The sequence below is a fragment of the Pelotomaculum terephthalicicum JT genome (assembly GCF_022410535.1).
Lineage (GTDB): Bacteria > Bacillota > Desulfotomaculia > Desulfotomaculales > Pelotomaculaceae > Pelotomaculum_D > Pelotomaculum_D terephthalicicum.
The window spans coordinates 23,006-40,027 of the sequence record NZ_JAKNBL010000027.1 but is presented as its reverse complement, the minus strand read 5'-3'; the positions used below and the strand labels follow the sequence as shown (position 1 = coordinate 40,027).

General features: G+C 45.2%; 18 protein-coding genes and 1 riboswitch. Of the genes, 2 read left to right on the top strand and 16 right to left on the bottom strand.

The window, feature by feature from the left end:
• Positions 1-124 precede the first annotated feature (124 nt).
• From L9W92_RS13600 to L9W92_RS13525, 16 genes are all read right to left on the bottom strand, one after another.
• Positions 125-1,651, bottom strand: a complete 1,527-nt coding sequence (locus L9W92_RS13600; protein WP_240084299.1) for a hypothetical protein — start codon at positions 1,649-1,651, stop codon at positions 125-127.
• Positions 1,652-1,771: 120 nt separating this feature from the next.
• Complete coding sequence (locus tag L9W92_RS13595; RefSeq protein WP_240084298.1) at positions 1,772-2,851, bottom strand: acyltransferase; 1,080 nt, start codon at positions 2,849-2,851, stop codon at positions 1,772-1,774.
• Positions 2,852-2,897: 46 nt separating this feature from the next.
• The gene (locus tag L9W92_RS13590; protein ID WP_240084297.1) at positions 2,898-4,082 is read right to left on the bottom strand and encodes a glycosyltransferase family 4 protein; all 1,185 of its coding nucleotides are present in this window, start codon (positions 4,080-4,082) and stop codon (positions 2,898-2,900) included.
• Positions 4,083-4,085: 3 nt separating this feature from the next.
• Entirely contained in the window at positions 4,086-4,754 is a 669-nt protein-coding gene (locus L9W92_RS13585; RefSeq protein ID WP_240084296.1) for a hypothetical protein, read from the bottom strand.
• 16 nt (positions 4,755-4,770) lie between these two features.
• Positions 4,771-5,763, bottom strand: coding sequence for an NAD-dependent epimerase/dehydratase family protein (locus L9W92_RS13580; protein ID WP_240084295.1), 993 nt, complete (start codon positions 5,761-5,763; stop codon positions 4,771-4,773).
• Positions 5,764-5,782: 19 nt separating this feature from the next.
• Positions 5,783-6,931, bottom strand: a complete 1,149-nt coding sequence (locus L9W92_RS13575) for a radical SAM/SPASM domain-containing protein (RefSeq protein WP_240084294.1) — start codon at positions 6,929-6,931, stop codon at positions 5,783-5,785.
• Between the two features lie 33 nt (positions 6,932-6,964).
• Positions 6,965-8,140: a glycosyltransferase family 4 protein gene (locus L9W92_RS13570; protein WP_240084293.1), complete on the bottom strand. Its 1,176-nt coding sequence runs from the start codon at positions 8,138-8,140 to the stop codon at positions 6,965-6,967.
• A gap of 29 nt (positions 8,141-8,169) precedes the next feature.
• A complete protein-coding gene (locus tag L9W92_RS13565) occupies positions 8,170-8,898 on the bottom strand; it encodes a glycosyltransferase family 2 protein (RefSeq protein ID WP_240084292.1) in 729 nt (242 codons plus the stop codon).
• Between the two features lie 59 nt (positions 8,899-8,957).
• On the bottom strand, positions 8,958-10,163 hold the full coding sequence (locus tag L9W92_RS13560) for a geranylgeranyl reductase family protein (RefSeq protein ID WP_240084291.1): 1,206 nt from the start codon (positions 10,161-10,163) through the stop codon (positions 8,958-8,960).
• 27 nt (positions 10,164-10,190) lie between these two features.
• A complete protein-coding gene (locus tag L9W92_RS13555) occupies positions 10,191-10,454 on the bottom strand; it encodes a hypothetical protein (protein ID WP_240084290.1) in 264 nt (87 codons plus the stop codon).
• Positions 10,455-10,681: 227 nt separating this feature from the next.
• Complete coding sequence (locus L9W92_RS13550; RefSeq protein ID WP_240084289.1) at positions 10,682-11,449, bottom strand: LytR/AlgR family response regulator transcription factor; 768 nt, start codon at positions 11,447-11,449, stop codon at positions 10,682-10,684.
• Between the two features lie 18 nt (positions 11,450-11,467).
• Positions 11,468-11,599 carry a cyclic lactone autoinducer peptide gene (locus L9W92_RS13545; protein ID WP_240084288.1) on the bottom strand — a complete coding sequence of 44 codons (132 nt, stop codon included), beginning with the start codon at positions 11,597-11,599 and terminating at the stop codon, positions 11,468-11,470.
• On the bottom strand, positions 11,593-12,243 hold the full coding sequence (locus tag L9W92_RS13540) for an accessory gene regulator ArgB-like protein (protein ID WP_240084287.1): 651 nt from the start codon (positions 12,241-12,243) through the stop codon (positions 11,593-11,595). Before L9W92_RS13540 ends, L9W92_RS13545 begins: the two co-directional genes overlap by 7 nt.
• Positions 12,244-12,248: 5 nt before the next feature.
• A complete protein-coding gene (locus L9W92_RS13535) occupies positions 12,249-13,625 on the bottom strand; it encodes a sensor histidine kinase (protein ID WP_240084286.1) in 1,377 nt (458 codons plus the stop codon).
• 189 nt (positions 13,626-13,814) lie between these two features.
• A riboswitch (cyclic di-GMP riboswitch) is annotated at positions 13,815-13,921 on the bottom strand.
• Between the two features lie 173 nt (positions 13,922-14,094).
• Positions 14,095-14,907 carry a CPBP family intramembrane glutamic endopeptidase gene (locus L9W92_RS13530; protein WP_240084285.1) on the bottom strand — a complete coding sequence of 271 codons (813 nt, stop codon included), beginning with the start codon at positions 14,905-14,907 and terminating at the stop codon, positions 14,095-14,097.
• A complete protein-coding gene (locus L9W92_RS13525; RefSeq protein ID WP_248286039.1) occupies positions 14,900-15,706 on the bottom strand; it encodes a DUF1616 domain-containing protein in 807 nt (268 codons plus the stop codon). Before L9W92_RS13525 ends, L9W92_RS13530 begins: the two co-directional genes overlap by 8 nt.
• A 258-nt stretch (positions 15,707-15,964) precedes the next feature.
• Between L9W92_RS13525 and L9W92_RS13520 the strand changes: the two genes are divergently transcribed.
• Entirely contained in the window at positions 15,965-16,180 is a 216-nt protein-coding gene (locus tag L9W92_RS13520; protein WP_240084283.1) for a DUF3892 domain-containing protein, read from the top strand.
• 228 nt (positions 16,181-16,408) lie between these two features.
• On the top strand, positions 16,409-17,002 hold the full coding sequence (locus L9W92_RS13515) for a hypothetical protein (RefSeq protein WP_240084282.1): 594 nt from the start codon (positions 16,409-16,411) through the stop codon (positions 17,000-17,002).
• Positions 17,003-17,022 lie beyond the last annotated feature (20 nt).

The window sequence follows — 17,022 nt, the reverse complement described above, 5'->3', positions numbered from 1 at the left end:
TCTTTGCCATGCCCATTTTTAGGAATGTCGTGAAAAGGACAGTCTTTTTAGCCTGGCATGCCAGAATTTCCAGTTGCTTTATTCCAGATTTAATGATTCCTCCCATCTAATGCCGAGAGCCTATTTACTTGATGTCTACGTTTCTATACAGGAGAAATCTGCCGTCATCATAAACCGCATCAAGAGGTAAAGATTCCAGCCATTTACCACGACGCAAATTTACCGAATACCCCCAGGTATCGCCAAAAAACGGCCTGTCGTCGGTATTTATCAATAAGTACCCCGCTCCCCTGCGCTTGAGAGCATCAAGGAGAGGCGCCGCTGAACCATCCTGAGCGTCTTTTAAAGTAAGCGCATCTTTTACCAGAGGTGATACGTTAACTTTATAGTTTCTTTTCTCATCTGCAAGCAGTATCCACAAGTTTGACGCGTAACCGGCGTCCGCGGCTATCAAGCCGGCGTCAACATTTTGCGACAGGTAGGCTGCCACCGGCCGGACCTTGTCGACAGCGTAAGGTTTTGCACCAAAAGAACCGCCTTTTTGCAAGGAAAAACTCAGGCTGGCAACGGAGACGATGAGCACCAGACCGATAACAATCGAGCTGAAGATCATTTTATGTTTTTTGAGGTTGCAAATGATGCTTAAAGCACAGAGAAACCCAAAAGCTACGAGGAATCGCGTCGAAATGATAGACGTTTTCAACAAATATGGCAACGCGGTACAGCATGTGCCGAATACGATAATGGTATACAACCATTGACGTGAATTCCGTTTTTCCGGGCTGCGGATTCCGCTGGCAACGATTAGCACCATAGAAACTGCAGACATCAATATTATTAATCGCAAACTCCATAACCGCATTTGGCTCATCAAGTCGGTTCCCAGGAGGATTCCTTGCAAACCGGTATTTTCCGCTCCTAATCTCGCGCGAATCGCATCCAGGGTGTGATTTAAAAATTCTTGAATACTTAGAGCAGGCATCTCCCTGGCGAGTATCGGAGGCGAGAGGAACAAAAAAATGGCTAATACCAAGGTGGAAATCCCCCGTGGCAGGGCAACGTTACCGCGTGAAATAACCCGAAACTTGTTCTTAGTAGCTGCGAAGCTAATAATTATTACAATAATAATTGCCAATGTGGCGGTGTAATAGGTCCCTCCAGCCATGGCGGCGGAAATCAAACATGTAATCAACCATGGAAAGATTTTCTCTCCCGGACTCTCTAAAAGCCGGATAAAACTAATTACAAAGAGAACCAACACTATGGCCCCCAGAATGGCTCTGCCATTCGTTAAAGCCTGAAAGTTCGTGAATACATTCAATCCGAAGTAGGTCATGGCCAATAACAATGCGTAGCCGTTACTCTTACTAGATAACACGTATCTGGCCAACACGAAGAATAATAGGCTGCCTAATCCGGCAACAGGTATGTAAGCCACCTTCTCATACGGCAGTCCCGTGACAGAGATCAAAACAGCATGAAGTATACCGGGCAAAGGGTAAGACTCTTCTATTTCCAAGTCGCTGGCAAGTCTCTTTTGCGCTAATTTCAAATCGCTGGAGTCAACAATATGACTGTTTTCATATATGTTGATGCCATTGATCACGCTGGGAGAGAAATATGGCTCGGCATATTGCAGGTAATAGGGCAAGCAAACAGCCGCAAGAAAAATAATCAAGGCTACTAGCGCGGGAAGTCTTTTTATAACCAGTTTAAGGCCCTCCTCATCGAAATCGCATTTAGCAAACGGTATGGGGCTTTGGAAAAATAATTAACCGGAGGCGCTTTTTTGCGCGGGGAAGGGGATATTTATCGGCCTGTCATTTCGCCCTATCAGCAGGTAGCCGAGTGGTACCCTGTTAAGTCCTTCTGTCAGCAGATAACTGGCAAACAGTGTTATCACTAGAACTGCAAAAGCCCCTTCACTCCTAAGGTTAATTAGGTTTAACTCTTTAAAGAATGCGTATAAAATTTTCAAGATAAGGGGATGAGACAGGTATATGCCAAACGAATTTGCCCCAAATCTGCCTAAAAGACTGCTCTTAAGGTGTGGAGCGAGGTAAATAAATAGAACAATAATGCACAGGGTGTAAAGTTTATTTTCAAAGGTAACGGTCTGGGGAATCTCTGTAACGGTCTTTTTCAGCACTAATGCGGTGTAATAAAAAACGCATATTTTAAAGAGGAGTACCGTGCCAAGTAAACCGATAATGGCATTTATATATTTATTAATAAAGACCTTGAATTCATCATAATACTGCCCGATATAGCAGCCTGCCAGGAAAAGAAATAGGAAGAACCGCACCTGAAAAAAGTCCAGCACTTCTTTTGAGACGGCATTTTGCAGACGTATTTGGAAGTAATGCTGAAGAACCAAGGCTAATACCAACCACCATGGTGTTTTAATTTTTCTGACGACAAACCTGAATAAAGGGAATAGTAAATAGAGGCAGTAAACCAAGGGAATAAAATATAAGTGCCAGTAGGCGCTTCCGTTGCCGAGTGCCGTGAATAAATCCGCCTTGGAAATACCGGCCAGTTTGCCGGTATACTCCAGGTAGATTAACGACCAGATAACATACGGAATGAGAATAAGGCTTCGGGAGCCGACGAAATTGAGATAATTAAACTGCTTATCCTTGTATCGCATGCACAGCAATATGCCCGAGCATGTAATGAAGGCAGAAACCGCGAAACCAGTCAATTGGTGATAGACAAAAAATGTACTCATCGGAACTTTCAAGGTGTGTGTCGATGGTTCTACCAAGAGAATACCCGCACCGATATGAATCATGATGACAGCAATGATTGCTATACCACGAATGTTATCAAATTCTTTTAATCTGATCATTTTGGCCCCTCCCCATAACCATAACCCGGTAGATTATCACCTTAGGTTAAGCAAGCTGATAATAGTCATTAATAGAAGCGACAACTTTTTTCAAAGAAAAATGCTTTTTAAAAAAATTATTAATGAATTTCTCAGAGTAATCCCCTTTATTTAAAGACAACTCAATCACATCAGCTAATTTCCCCTTATCACCAGGTTCAACTAGAATCCCAGTTTTATTATTCTTCACAATATCTTGCAAGCCGCCAATATTAGATGCCACAATCGCCTTTCCGCAAGCCATCGCTTCAAATGCCACAGTTGGACAGGGATCGGCCCATATAGAGGGAATTACCACAAACCTGCATTTCTTAAAAGCTGTTACAACTAATTTTCTGGGGGGATTTTCAAATACGATAATATTATCCTTTCGCAGGCCGGCATACTTCGGCCTGCCCATCAAAACGAGTTTTGTCTTCGTCTTTATTCCGCTGAAAGCTTCCGCTAATATATCAACACCTTTAAAAGGAGTAAACTCACCGACATAGAGAATAAAGTCTTCCGGCAGCTCGTTGACATGATCATTTGTTCCTTGGGCCATCTCTGCCGGATTATAGAAATTAGGTATAACGGTAATCTTCTCTTCCGGAAATCCGGCGCTCACATATCTTTGTTTCACATAAGAACTGACGGCAATATATTTATCCACCGATGAGTTCAAGAGATTATGGTGCGTTCTGACGCCATAGAGGGTAAGAAGGTCTTTCGCCACGCCATAAAACTTTTTGCCGCAGTTCAAGCAACCGTTTAAAGAGTGCTGTTCACACAAATGCCTGTTGTCCCTTAATAAAGTTTTAGTGGGGCAAAAGTAGCCGTAATCATGTAAGGTAGTAATCAGGGGCACCTTGAATTTTGACTTCAACTTTGCCACCGAATAAAGCACCCATCCGTGCACGTGGATCAGATCAGGCTGCTCAGCTTCGATTATCCCCTCAAGCTTTTTCACCACCACACCGTCAGGAACCGGGGCATGGTGCCTGACATTGCTCTGCGCGTAGAGAAAGCCAAACTTTTGAACAAACCCGCATATCTTGTAGACTTTTACATTATCCTCGTGACTGACGCTTTCTTCCGGGTCGATATAAACAATGCTGACCTTGTGCTTTAGTATGGCCAGCTCTTTTGCCAGGATATATCCGTGCCTGTACATGCCCCGGCCGTCATTTGCATCCAACACCATTAATATTTTCATGCTCTACCCCCTTCGTCCCAGTACATAATGGTGGTGAGCCAGCAGCAATTTAAACGGTTTGGGCAGTTTTTCAAAAAAACTTTCTTTTATATCCTGGGTTTTAATCATAGTTTTAGGCGCCATACCCCTAAAAAATTTCCCTCCCTCATAAAAATCCAACACAAACCAGGGCACGTCAAAAGCACCCACTTTGAGCACCTCTATGTTTTGACGCCGAAACTCTCTTTTGATGGGGGTATTATTCATTTTTGACAACACGCCGTGATCCCAGGCTGTCCCTTTGTACACATGATACCAGTAATGCAAAAGCAGCACATTATACCGGTTCTGAGTAATCACCAGGAGATAGCTCCTGGATAAATTCTTCATCTTTGAGACCAGGTATTGAGAGGACGGGCAGTTTTCAAATTCACAAAAATTCCAAATCAGGTCATATTTTTTTGTATTGCCTTCAGGATATAACCGATACCGGTCGACTTCGCAACCGTTTTCCCTAAAATACTCGTTGTTATCCTTACCCATTAACTGGTTGCAGGGAAATTCACAGACGCTTTTGATTTTATACTTCGCCACTAAATCGCGTACGATCTTGCTGAATATGTATTTCTCATACAACATTCCGAACTGGATAAGATTATCATCCGGAGTTACCGGGATTTGTTCACTGATCATTAACTTTACTCCTCTGCTAATTTAGCCATCCGTTTTCTTTAAGCCACCGCACTGTTTCGGGAACACGTTTCCGCGTGTCGAAAGGCGTGTAAGACAATTCTCTTTTGGCCCTGCCGGCATCGTAATACCACGGTAAAGCTAAAATCTTGGCGCTCATGGTTAAAGAGGGACTTTTTTTAACCGGTCCAAGGATGGCGTCATAACTCCGTGTGCCCAGGAATAACAGTGTTTTTGAGGGAATGTTAATAATTTTTACCTTGCGTCCCAAACTGTCGGCGATCATTTCAATCAACTCTTTAAAGCAAATGGGCTGTGAATCAACAATTGTATAAACCCTTTTTCCACTTCCCAAAGATGAATCAAGCGCTTTTACCATAGCGTCGACCAGACCATCGACATAGGTAAGGTGAATTTTATTTTTCCCCCCGCTGATTAAAGGGAAGTAACCTTTTTCAGCCATGCGGATTATCCTTAATAAAAACCCGTTGTCCTCAGGTCCATAAGTGATGGAAGGACGTATCACCACCGTATCAAGACCACTGCTAGAGCATTCTATGACCTGCTTTTCGGCCAGTGCTTTTGACCTGTGGTAATTGCTATCGGGATTATACGGGGTGTCTTCACTGGCAGGCAGGCGCAGCGGCATTGTGCCCAAGACCCCGACGCTGCTCAGGTACAAAAATTTTTTTACGCCCGCCCGCCCGGCTGCTTCAAGCAAGGAACAGGTGGCGTCAACGTTTATCTTGAAATAATCCGACCAGGGCAGTCTCATCTCCCCGCGGATAGCCGCGCAGTGGATAACGTAATCGTGCCCGCTGATTAACCTGCAGGCAAGCTCCCGGTCGCACAAAGCACCCAGCTCTTCTTTCAGCAGCTTAATATGCGGAGACCCTTTCAAGGCATTCTCTTTTCTAACCAGGCAGGTGACCTGTTCACCCCGCCTGGCCAGGTGTCTGACCAGGTGACCGCCGATAAAACCAGTGGTGCCCGTAAGGAATATCCTACTCATTGCACCGCACCCCAAACCTTTATTTCATACCCATCCTGGCCCCAAGATAATTGCCCATGACTCCCATCATCGCCTTTGGAGTAAGCGTCATGTTTGTGTAGTGCACATTGGCCATGGGACAGTAGCAGTCTCCCTTAAACACCTGATTCCTTACCTGAGCCGCCTTTGCGGAGTGCCAGAACTTGTTGAAGTCCAGGTCAAAATCCCTGAGATTGCCCATATCCGCCTTATAGGCCAATATGCAGCAGGGCCAGACATCCCCCCAGGGCGATATCTGCGCCGAGACACGACCTGCGTAGCAGGGTATGATTCTTCTTTTCTCTCTCATTTCCGTAATGACATAATCATAGTATTTTAGCCTGAAAGCCTGGATCAGGCCGGTAATGCCTTTATTCCGCAGCAGGCTTTCCCTGATTTCATGCTGTAAAGGACGGATTGTTCTTTCGTAAAGGTCGATTGACGGCGCGATATGGTCGGTTACGTTCAGCAACTCCTCCCTGTTTTCAGCAATCTCGCAAATATAGGAGTCCGGGACTAAACGTTTTTTGACATAGTCAAATAGCTCCAATATCTTCTCCACATTGAATTTGGAAACAACGCTGTGCACTCCCAGCTCAAAGGAGTGAGGATAGGTTTTTTTCAGCTCTTTCAAAGCGTTAAAAGTCTTCATGAACCTTGCGAAATTTCCGGGTACGCCCCTTATTTCGTCATGCCTTTCCCCAATCCCGTCAAGCGATAAATTGATAATTAAGGTGGCATGCAATGGAAGAATGCTTAAAATACGCTCTGTTTCCCTGACAATCCGGTCAACCAGCAGGCCGTTCGTAGGAATAATCAGCACCTTGGGAGCCGAGTTTTTGATAATCGATCTGACAATCTCAACAATATCCTTCCTCAGGAAAGGCTCCCCGCCACTCAAGGTATACCAGATCACGGACCGTCCGATACTCCGAAAAATCTTGTCATATTCGTCGAGAGTAAGTTCTTTACCGGGCTGCTCATTCCTGGGGTCCTTCCAGATATTGCAGGTCTTGCACCTGCTGTTGCATTTCTGCGTAATGCTGACTGTGAGGCTTAAAGGCCGCGTTTGCGGAAAGCCCAGTAGGCTTTGGGCCTTATAGCGTGCCAGGCGGTGACCTACTTCCGTCATAAAGCTGATTTTTAGCATTTTTTCGTAATCCTTTCAATCATGAATTACCTTTTAGCCGCGCTCGCGCTTGGCCATTTCTCCGATGATGTCTTCATATTTTTTCACGATGGCTTCCCAGGAAGTACCCGTAAACCGGTAGTTCTGGACTCCGTTCACCACCCAATTTTCATAAGCCTCCAGAAGACCGTCACGCAAGGCGTCAACATTTCCTACTGGAAAGAACCTTGCTCCGCCATACCCCTCAAGACACTCAACCAGGGTGTCAAGCTCCGCTGTAATCACCGGTTTGCCTTGAGCCACCGCGATATTTATTACCCCGCTGCCGCAGGTTCGCCAGTAAGGCAATACCACCACGTCGGCCGCGGTAAAGAGCTTGGGAACAGCCTCGTCAGGTATAAATTCCGGCTTGTAGATAATTCTGTCTTTGTGCGGTGTATTCTCCAGAACCTGCGCCAGCTCCGTATCGTCACCCCAGTTCTCGCCGGCGATGACCAGGTGCATATTGTTAGCCGATTCCGGCGATATATTGTTAAACGCCTTCACTAATAAGGACACTCCTTTATACTGGCGGATCATCCCAAAATAAAGAATGGTAAACCCCTTTAAATTAATTTCTTGTCTGGCAAGCTCCCTGTCCAATGTTTCATACATATTGTAAGGTCCATGGGGAACGACATTTATTTTTTCCCCGGCCAGCTTATAAGTTTTCATAATGGCCTGCCTGGCCTCCTCAGAGTGGGCCGTGTAACCGTCGCACGCTCTGATTAACGCTTTCCCGCCCACCCTGGAATAAACCCGGATCGGAAATATTTTTTCCTCCAAGGTGTCCACCACTTCATGCATTTCAAGAATAAGCTTGGGTCTAATGCCGTTCATACGCCTGGATACGGCTAAAAAAAACTGCATATGCGCCACAGAGGATGTCCACCAATGCATTATAATGGCATCCGGCTTTTGGCGTGACAGAAACCGTTGCGCTCCTATCCAGGATGCGGGAGCATTCCAGTCCATACCGTTATAGACCTCTATTTCGGGACGGAAATCTATTGTGTATTCTCCTTTGCCGACACGATCCCGGCCCGGGTATAAAAACAAGGGCACCAGATTTTGCAGCAATATGACGGACACCTTATGCCCCTGCTCCGCAAAGGCGTTTGCCATCACAATCGTATAAGCGGAGATGCCGCTGAAAAACTTTTTGGAAGAACCCACTACACATATTCTCATAAACGTTATCCTCTTGTAGAAAACCAATCTCAGCCCGGCAGGCCCGGTTTTTCAATACGCCGGAATACTAGCGGAAAGAATTTTAAAATAGTCTTAAAAATCCTGTAGCCGTCTTTTAAACCATTTAGTTTTGCTTTGCCGACCCTGTCCCGGTACGTAATATGAATATCCTTCACTCTCAGTCCCATCCTGGCAGCCTTAATACATATTTCCGACTCTATGCCAAACCCTTTGGATTCAAGATTCATGCTCTTGAGGTAAGTTCTCTTCATTCCATATAAACCTGTCAGGGGGTCATATCCCTGAAAACCATATATATATCGAATACTGTTTCTAAACATGGCATTACCGATTCTATTAAAGGCCGGGATATTTTCATGACCGGTTTTACGCGAGGCCAAAGCCATATCATAGTTTTCCAAAGCTTTCGCTAATGCCAAAATTCCTTCCGGCGGGTAAGTATTGTCAGCATCAATGAATATAATGTTTTCTCCCCTGGCTTCTTTGATGCCGGTTTTCATGGCGGCGCCTTTGCCGGAGTTGCGCTCGTGGGAAATAACCCGGCAGGGAAACCTTTGCGCCACCTCTCTGGTTCTGTCTGAGGAACCATCGTCCACAACAATTACTTCAAAACTTTCATCAATCAACTTAAAGACATCATTTAAAACAATGGGCAATCCTTCTTCTTCGTTGTAGGCCGGTATAATCAAGCTGTATTTGGTATCATTGAAAAAACTTTCCGCCCTTTTGTTATTCACCCAAACCCACCCTCCTCGCATAAAAAATTATCGACTGTCAAAAGCGCAATTTTATTTTTCTAGGCCCGGGTTGCCGAGCAGTAGTAGAGTATTTTTTTAAATCCCGCCATAATAAATTTTTCCGCCCAGGGTCCGGCAAAGGATAGCTTGTCTGCCAACCTTGACGGATAGTCGATATCGCCGTATCTTGATATGATCCCCTGCCATAAGGGACGGCTTAAAAACCGGATTAATTTGTCCATGTCCCTGTCGGACATAGTAAGGAAAATATTCCTGTGCCTGAGGGCCGTCTGTATTTCGTCAGCCATCTCTTTTTCCCATAACCGCTGGTATTCCCTAAGGAAATGCGGGGATAGATTTCCTTTCGCGAGCGCTTTAGCCGCTACTTTGGCACAGAGTTCCGCACCCAGCAGTCCAAGATACAGCCCTCCCCCTGATATTGGCTTGGTCTGGCAGGCGGCATCCCCCACCAGCAAGGTTCTCCTTCCGTAAATTCTGGCAAGAGAACCAACGGGGACAACGCCGCTCGTACCGCGGATAATTTTCATCCCCTGAAAAATTCCGGGATGGGCCTTCACCATTTTGTTAAAAAAAGTTCTTGGGTGCTTGTCCCTCCCGCTTACCCCGATCCCCACCCGCGCATGCTTTTCATCCACCGGTATGACCCATCCGAACCAGCCCGGCGCGATATCCCCGCCCAGGAAGATATGAACCATATCTTTTTCCCGACACTGCAGTTCCACTTCGGCCGCGCACATGCGGATCATGTCCTCCGCTTTGGGAGCGCTGATCCGGCGAGCGACACGCGAGTTGGCTCCGTCTGCGCCAATCACCAGGCAGGTCCTGACCGTAGACTCTCCGCCGCGAAATTTTAACTTTACGCTCACCCCATCGGTAAAAAATTCACCTATGCCGGCTCTGACCCCGGTCAGGATTTCCACGCCGGCGCGCTGGGCTCTTTCCGACAACGTACGGTCAAATTCCGCGCGGTCGATCACCAGGGCATATACCTTTTGCTCCCTGAAAAAAAGCGTTTCTCCGCCGGGAGAGTGCACAAAAGCACCGTGGATCTGGTTGATGATTAGGTCATCCGGCATGGCCGTAGCTTGCAGTGTTCTAAGACTGACGAGTCCCGAACACTGCAAAGGCTCGCCTATTTGCCGGTGCTCCTCGGCTACCAGCACCCTATATCCTTTTTCAGCAATGAGTCGGGCAGTCTCACAGCCCGCCGGACCTCCACCAATTACTACGACATCATGTTTCATACGACAGTTCCTTTCATTGCCGGCTTATTAAAGGATCTTTACGATATTTACGAATACGATTGAGACAAAAACCATCAACAACGGAATGATGCCAACATTCAAGGCCCTATCCAGCGCGCCGGGCAGGGTAACTTCCGAAACGGATGAATTCTCCGCGGCCGCCCCCGCCAGTTCCTTTGCGATAAGCAACGCGATCAAGGTTATCGTGGCAATCAGGCCGAACCCGGTCACCAAGGATGGGACTGCGGCAGCCGTGCCGGCGCTAATCATGGCTACGGTAGTAACTGTCATGGTTCTCCTCCTTTCACACCTGAACATTGTTCTCCAGGATTCATTTAGTAATGGAATAAGAGATCAATTCACCTCCGCTGTGTTCTTTATATTGCCAATCTAAAGTTAGCAATTTAAGGAGTGATTGTCTATATTTGTTGTCTAAAAATAGCAATATCGTGTCTAATTCTTGCTAAATTTTGTCTGAATTTAGATTGATAAAAAAAGAAGGGCTCGTTTAGAACCCTTCAACCGCTCTTTGGAACTTTGGCATTTGTCAATTCTTCCAGTTCTTTAAATTTTTCCACTGTTATTAAAGGCCTTCGCTTGGTATTTTCCATAACCAGCTCATAGCTGCTTCTGCCGGTTGGAATAAGTTCCTTGACCATTTTTAAATTTACAATGAACCCGCTATGGCTTCTGAAGAACGGATACCCTTTCAATTGCTCTTCCAGGACAGACAGCTTATCGTTTGTTTGAACTTGTCCGCCGATAAAATAGATCGTGGACTTGCGGCCTTCCTTGGTAACATAGATGACATCATCAAGATTTAAATAAACAAACTTGTTGTCATTTCTAAAAAATTGTCTTCTGCTGATATTTTTATTAAAATATCTTAAGTTAGGCTTTGACCTGACGGCAGCTTTTCCGGACAGAACCGCTTTGACCCTTTCCATTGTCTGCCGGACCCGGTTCATTTTAAAGGGCTTGACGAGATAGTCGAAAGCATAGATATCAAAGGCTTTTTCTCTAAATTCGCTGAAAGCTGTGGCAAATACGATAAAGGTCATGGGATTGATGTCAAATATCTCCTGGGCCAGGGCAACACCGTCTTTTCCAGGAATACCGATATCTACAAAAACCACTTGGGGAGCCAGTTCTCCGATTAACTTTATAGCATCCAACCCATCTCCGGCCTCGCCAATGACTCTTACACCTTCAACTTCTTCAACTACTTTTCTGAGCACATATCGCATGTCCGGGTCATCTTCAGCAATAAAGACAGTTATTCTCATGTGAAATTACTCCGTCCTTTATTTGGATTTTACGGGAGGAGCGGGTTGGTAAAACCAGAAGAAACAAGCCGGTTTGAAACCGACCGCGGCAACTAATAAAGCTACCGTGACAACAGGAGTAAACGATAGTTTTTTAATGAATCTCAGCATTGGTTGGACACCTCCTTTCTCTTATATAGTGCTGTTAAAAAGTCATCAAACTTATGGATGACCTGATAACCAGGCGGGGAAAAACTGATTGTCTGGATAATGACGGCGGCAAGGCCGGCAATAGCGAGGGATAAGTAGGCATAGTGGGCAATCGCTATACTGGCCGCCAGCCATAGACTTAAATAGGTCAGTGAAAGAATTTTAAACATTCTCCTTTCAGAAATATTTGTGATCTTTTTATAGGGCACTTCCCCCGGCACCCAAGCTATCACACAGCAGAAGGATGTTACGTAGCCGGCCAGCAACGCATATGTCAGGAAATTGATTGATAGGCAACGTCCCCAATATATTCCCAATTCTCCGGTGCCAAGAAAAGTAAAAACTCCCAGGGTGAGGCATCTCCAGTAACCGGAGCAGTGGGCTCCGCCGCTTAGGAGCCGGTAAATGGCCCCACAGGCGATGGCAAAAGCTACTTCGGCAAATATGCCCAGGAAGTGCGCCAGACTGAGCAGAATAACCCCTTTGATGAGGGTGGCAAAAATAATTTCCAGGCCGAAGCGCAGTGTATCAATTTTACCAATATCCAGCGCCAGTTCCCTGGAAAGGTAGTTCGCGGTTTCCGTGGCCATCTGGTTTAAATTCATTAAATCTACCTCTTTTTTGATGGTATTGTGACGGCAAAGGTCGTCTCTTCAGGATCGCTGATAATCTCAATGTTACCGCGGTATTTTGTTACAATATCTTTGATGATTGACAGGCCCAAACCTGAGTGACCTTCTTTCGTCGTAAAATCCGGCTTGAAGACATTGTCTTTGATTTCAGGCATGATCGGGTCCCCCGTATTGCTTATGATGATTATGTACATCCCGTATTCACGTGCTATTTTTACTTTTACCTGCCTGAAATCACCGGTTTTGTCTTCCACGGCTTCAAGAGCGTTATCAATCAGATTTCCCAGCAATGAGCTTGTCTCACGAGGAGTTAAAGGTATTTCTTTGAGACTGCATTCAATGTTTATTTCCATTTCTATGCTTCTGGCTTCGGCCAGGCCTATTTTCGTGTAGAGAAGGGCGCTGACACTAAAATTATCAGTTTTTATCAAATCCACAGTTTTGGATACATCGCCGAATACCCCGCCTATATAATCCCGCGCTCTCTCAAAATAACCGCCTTCCAACAACCCGTAAATGGTTTGCAGCTGGTGGTGGAAATCATGCCTCTGTTTTCTGGAAGAATCAATTAATTGTTTGATCTGTTTTAAGTTTTCCTCCGCTCTCTTGGCCTCGTATTCCTTTTCCACGTGCTGTCCGATTTTTTTGACGGCGACAGTGGACAGTACCGTTAAAACAATGATAAATAACCCCATGAGTCCGTTAAAGATAATAAAATGTTCCCCCGGAAAAATATTCAACCTGACCGCGTTAAAAGCACTGTTTAAGATCGTCAGCAACAGTACGGGCAAAAGAACGACTACAAAGATAAAAATATTGTGCTTATTAATAATTTCTTCCTTTAAGTATTTTTGCATTTCTTTTCTTGATAAGTACCCTGAATAACTATATGCTTGAGAATAACCGATTAAAGATATATTAAAAATTTTACAGGCAACTATAAATATCAGCATGACAAAGGCTTGAGGAAGAAAGTATAAAACTCTGATAAAAGTGTAATTCCAGGCATCAGTCAGCGAAAAACCTTTGACATGCAGCAAGAACTGTATCGCTACGGTTTCTACCGAGCCGTAAAAAATTAGGCCAAGTAAAGAAGCAAGCATTACTATCCTGAATGGCAGGCGGGTAACCACGCGAATATTTAGAATGAATAAAAATGTTTCAAAAATTGAGTGGAGCCCGAAAGGTACCGGCAAGAGCCTGATGACATAAGCAAAACCCGCCTGTAAAACTCCGATTATTAGTAAATCGCGCCACCAGGGTCTGAGTCCTACCAGTAGAAACCCCAGGGCAGCCACCAGGATCGCTTCGGGAAACGAGACCAATAACAAAGATAAGAAAGTTATCGTGTTCAATTGGTTACCTTCCTTGAAGAATTATAATTAATTGAATAATAACATATTCCTGCCAACCTTGTCTAATTGTTACATTTTCTTGTCTAAAAGTTACATTTTCTTGTCTGATTTTGCACAGCAATCCCTGCAAACGAGAAGTACCGCTGCCGGCTCAATGTGCAGCGGTACTTTGCTTTTAAAATAGGTTTTTGCTGCAGCCCGGCGATCATTGACCGGCACTTCTGCTGAGACAAAGGACCGGTTTTAGACCCGTAGCTTTGCGCCCCTACCTTTCGGTAAGTTTGCCTTTTCAGTTGTTTCCAGGATTTGAGCAATACGATTGTGATATTTTACACAAATCAATTAAAAACAGCGCTCTTACAAAATAATAGACCCAAAGCATTCTTTTGGACGGTACTAAAATACCTATATTATGTGTATACGCTGTCTATAATATTTTTTTTGAGGGTCACGGGAAATTTTTCGTTTTTTATCTAAGAAGATACGGCCATATGATATATAAACCGATATTCGTTAATCCGTGAGCCAGGGAGACTCCTAAAAGCGATCTAAAGAAGCCGACGATCGTGGAAAAAAGCAGCGCAATGGCAAAAACTAAAACCAAGTCCGCCGGTGAACGATGCATAATATGCAGCATCGCAAAAATGAAACTAATGTGAATACTGCCGTACCACCTGCCTAATGTCTCCGCAGCCGCACGATACATAACCCCGCGAAAGATAAACTCTTCCAAAAAACCGGTGCTGACAAGCAGGATCAGCGCCGGAAGCCAGACATGCTGAAAAGTAAGCTCCGGCGCTAGAGGAGCGGGCCTTAATATCAGGTATTCTATTAAGCCCAGCGGCACCCCGAGGGAAGCCACCAGCAACTGAAGGGGCAAGCTGCCCACGATCAACCCGACATCCTCTGGCTTAAAGCTGGCATACCTCATCACGTACGCCGCCGCGGTAAAGAGTGGAAGACTGATAATCAGGTACATGTAAATAGGCGGAACGCCAACCAACGGCGTGGCAAGGCTCATGATCCGGATCAGCGGAGCCAGGGACAGCGCTAAGTAAACCAGATTTATCGCCTGTTTGTTGACCAGGGAAGCATGTACGAGCAAGGCTGCCAGCAGAACCACATGCCAGACAATCCCGTACAGCGGGTCATGGAAGGTTGTAACGACCTCCGCGGCAGTGATGGCAATAGCGTACAGCCAGACAAATAAGTGATCTTTTTTGGAAACAGCACTTTTGATTTCAGGATCCCAGGCTGAAAGATGGGCTTGCGTTCTACTCATTTTCGTTCACCAATAAATGCAGGAAGCGATAGGGTTCACTCTCCCCATCTTTAAATAGTAAAAACTCTACCTTCAGATTTTCATGGGGCTCATAAACACTGAGCTTAACGGATTCTTCCTTTTTTTCTCCATGGTTTAATACAAAAGGGCCCAGCCGTGCCTTCACATAACCGTCCATGCGCACCTCAGCGGCGTAAGAAACCGGACGGCATTCGTGGTTAACAATTCCCAAGATGACTTCCTTTTCCTCACCCGTTTTCAGAGCATGGGGATAACCTTCTGCCTCCCCACCAGGGCCCAAAATATAAAACTCTGTGCACTTCGCACTAACTTTTGGTGCAGCTGCGATGTAATGAAGGCCGCCTAGCGTAAAAATGATGGTTCCCGCCAGGGCTAACGAGAGAATTCGGTCCAACCTTGAAAGATTGCTCCATTTGATAGTGTCTGCGTTAAAAGAAACCACAAAGCGTTTTTCAACAGAAAGTTTATTTCTTCGGTAGATTGCGATAACGAACAGCAGGATCGTAAAAACCAAAAGCGTCAGCAATATGGAATAAAGCCTTATTCCCCATGGAGTGTAGTTCAGGATAAGACCCAGCAGCGGTACCACGGCTATACTTAGACCAAAGCTCAAGGCAACTCGTTCAATGACGTCGAGTTCATCCCTGGCTGGGAATAGAGCTGCAATTAAGGCATACCCGGGGGAAAACAGGACGAAAATCAATCCCAAGGCAAACCGCGCGGTCCCGCTCACCTCCAGAATTATTAATACCGCCAGGATAACAGAAAGAAATAGCATGAAAGGCAACTCGTGTTTTGCTTCTATCCTCAAAAATTCAACCCCTTTGAAGGACTAAGCGAGAGATAATAATACAATTAAACTTAGCAGTATTATAGCTGATTGTCTATTATTCTTGTCAAAAAACAGCAAAACCTTGTCTAAACATTACAAAATCTTGTCTAAATTTTGCAATGAATAATAACATTCATCGCTTACAGCGATGAAACGACTATATCGTTTACCTCCGGGCATACTAAAGTCAGGAGGGGATAATAAATGAAAATAGATAAAGTGAAGAAGAACGCGGAAGGCGACATCACTGACGTTATGATTGACAACAACGTATATGGCATTGATGAGGCCATCATGATGGCCAGAGACGGTAAAATTGAAGGAGTTAATGTGGCAAAAGCAAAGAGCGGAAAGGAATACCTTAGAAGCAATCCCGACAGCAGCGAAACAAACAATCTGGATAACCTGCCGACATTTTAAATGAGCCCCGCGGTATTCGCGGGGCTTATCATTATCGCTTGTTACAATTCTCACTAAGCGGGTCCTGTCCGGGCGTGAGCATATCCATATCCGGCGTATGGTCAGGTTTTAGTTAAGCCACATTGGCCTTTTGCCCCGGTAATTACTTGCACACTTCTTCGGCTGTTGAATACAATATCAGTAAATTCCTATTTCACAAAAAGGATCTAAAGGTGGTGATAGATATCAGTGAATAACAAAGAACTTCTATTTACCGGATTGCTGGTGTGCCTTGGCTTTGCCATTATTATCGGGGTTTATTTATGGAGAGGCGCAAGCGCTAACACTAAAGAAATAGAAGCAAGCAAACAGACCTATGCGAAACAAACCGAAGATCTGCAAAAAGCCGGTAAAACCGATAAGTCATCTCAGACGAATACATCCGGCGCTCAAAACTCCAGCAACAGCCCCAACAATACTCAACCCGCAGCGAATCAGGCGAACCCTGCAAACACAAGCACGGTCCAGAACCAATCACCAATCTCCACGCCCGCAGCGACGCTTAAAAGCATTAGTTCTATCGCCACGGGAAGCAAAGTTGGCGACGTTATTAAAATGGGCGATGTGGAAATGGTCGTGACCAAGGCTACGACAAAGTATAAAGTTATTGATATAACTTTGAACGGAAACACACCGGATCAGCCGCCAAAGCTGCTCTTAACAGAGAACAACCGGATCGTTTACGAAATACCCGCGGATGTCGACGTTGACGTAAATGTTACGGAAAAGACGAAAACAGAACAATCCCCGTTGTTTAATGGAACGAAAAAAGCCGGTAACTAACCGGCCTTTTCGTTAGGAAA

Excerpts from the sequence above, each read along its gene's own strand:
- L9W92_RS13595 (WP_240084298.1), bottom strand. The coding sequence starts at position 2,851 with ATGATCAGATTAAAAGAATTTGATAACATTCGTGGTATAGCAATCATT.
- L9W92_RS13590 (WP_240084297.1), bottom strand. The coding sequence starts at position 4,082 with ATGAAAATATTAATGGTGTTGGATGCAAATGACGGCCGGGGCATGTAC.
- L9W92_RS13585 (WP_240084296.1), bottom strand. The coding sequence starts at position 4,754 with ATGATCAGTGAACAAATCCCGGTAACTCCGGATGATAATCTTATCCAG.
- L9W92_RS13580 (WP_240084295.1), bottom strand. The coding sequence starts at position 5,763 with ATGAGTAGGATATTCCTTACGGGCACCACTGGTTTTATCGGCGGTCAC.
- L9W92_RS13575 (WP_240084294.1), bottom strand. The coding sequence starts at position 6,931 with ATGCTAAAAATCAGCTTTATGACGGAAGTAGGTCACCGCCTGGCACGC.
- L9W92_RS13570 (WP_240084293.1), bottom strand. The coding sequence starts at position 8,140 with ATGAGAATATGTGTAGTGGGTTCTTCCAAAAAGTTTTTCAGCGGCATC.
- L9W92_RS13560 (WP_240084291.1), bottom strand. The coding sequence starts at position 10,163 with ATGAAACATGATGTCGTAGTAATTGGTGGAGGTCCGGCGGGCTGTGAG.
- L9W92_RS13555 (WP_240084290.1), bottom strand. The coding sequence starts at position 10,454 with ATGACAGTTACTACCGTAGCCATGATTAGCGCCGGCACGGCTGCCGCA.
- L9W92_RS13550 (WP_240084289.1), bottom strand. The coding sequence starts at position 11,449 with ATGAGAATAACTGTCTTTATTGCTGAAGATGACCCGGACATGCGATAT.
- L9W92_RS13545 (WP_240084288.1), bottom strand. The coding sequence starts at position 11,599 with ATGCTGAGATTCATTAAAAAACTATCGTTTACTCCTGTTGTCACGGTA.
- L9W92_RS13540 (WP_240084287.1), bottom strand. The coding sequence starts at position 12,243 with ATGAATTTAAACCAGATGGCCACGGAAACCGCGAACTACCTTTCCAGG.
- L9W92_RS13530 (WP_240084285.1), bottom strand. The coding sequence starts at position 14,907 with ATGAGTAGAACGCAAGCCCATCTTTCAGCCTGGGATCCTGAAATCAAA.
- L9W92_RS13525 (WP_248286039.1), bottom strand. The coding sequence starts at position 15,706 with ATGCTATTTCTTTCTGTTATCCTGGCGGTATTAATAATTCTGGAGGTG.
- L9W92_RS13520 (WP_240084283.1), top strand. The coding sequence starts at position 15,965 with ATGAAAATAGATAAAGTGAAGAAGAACGCGGAAGGCGACATCACTGAC.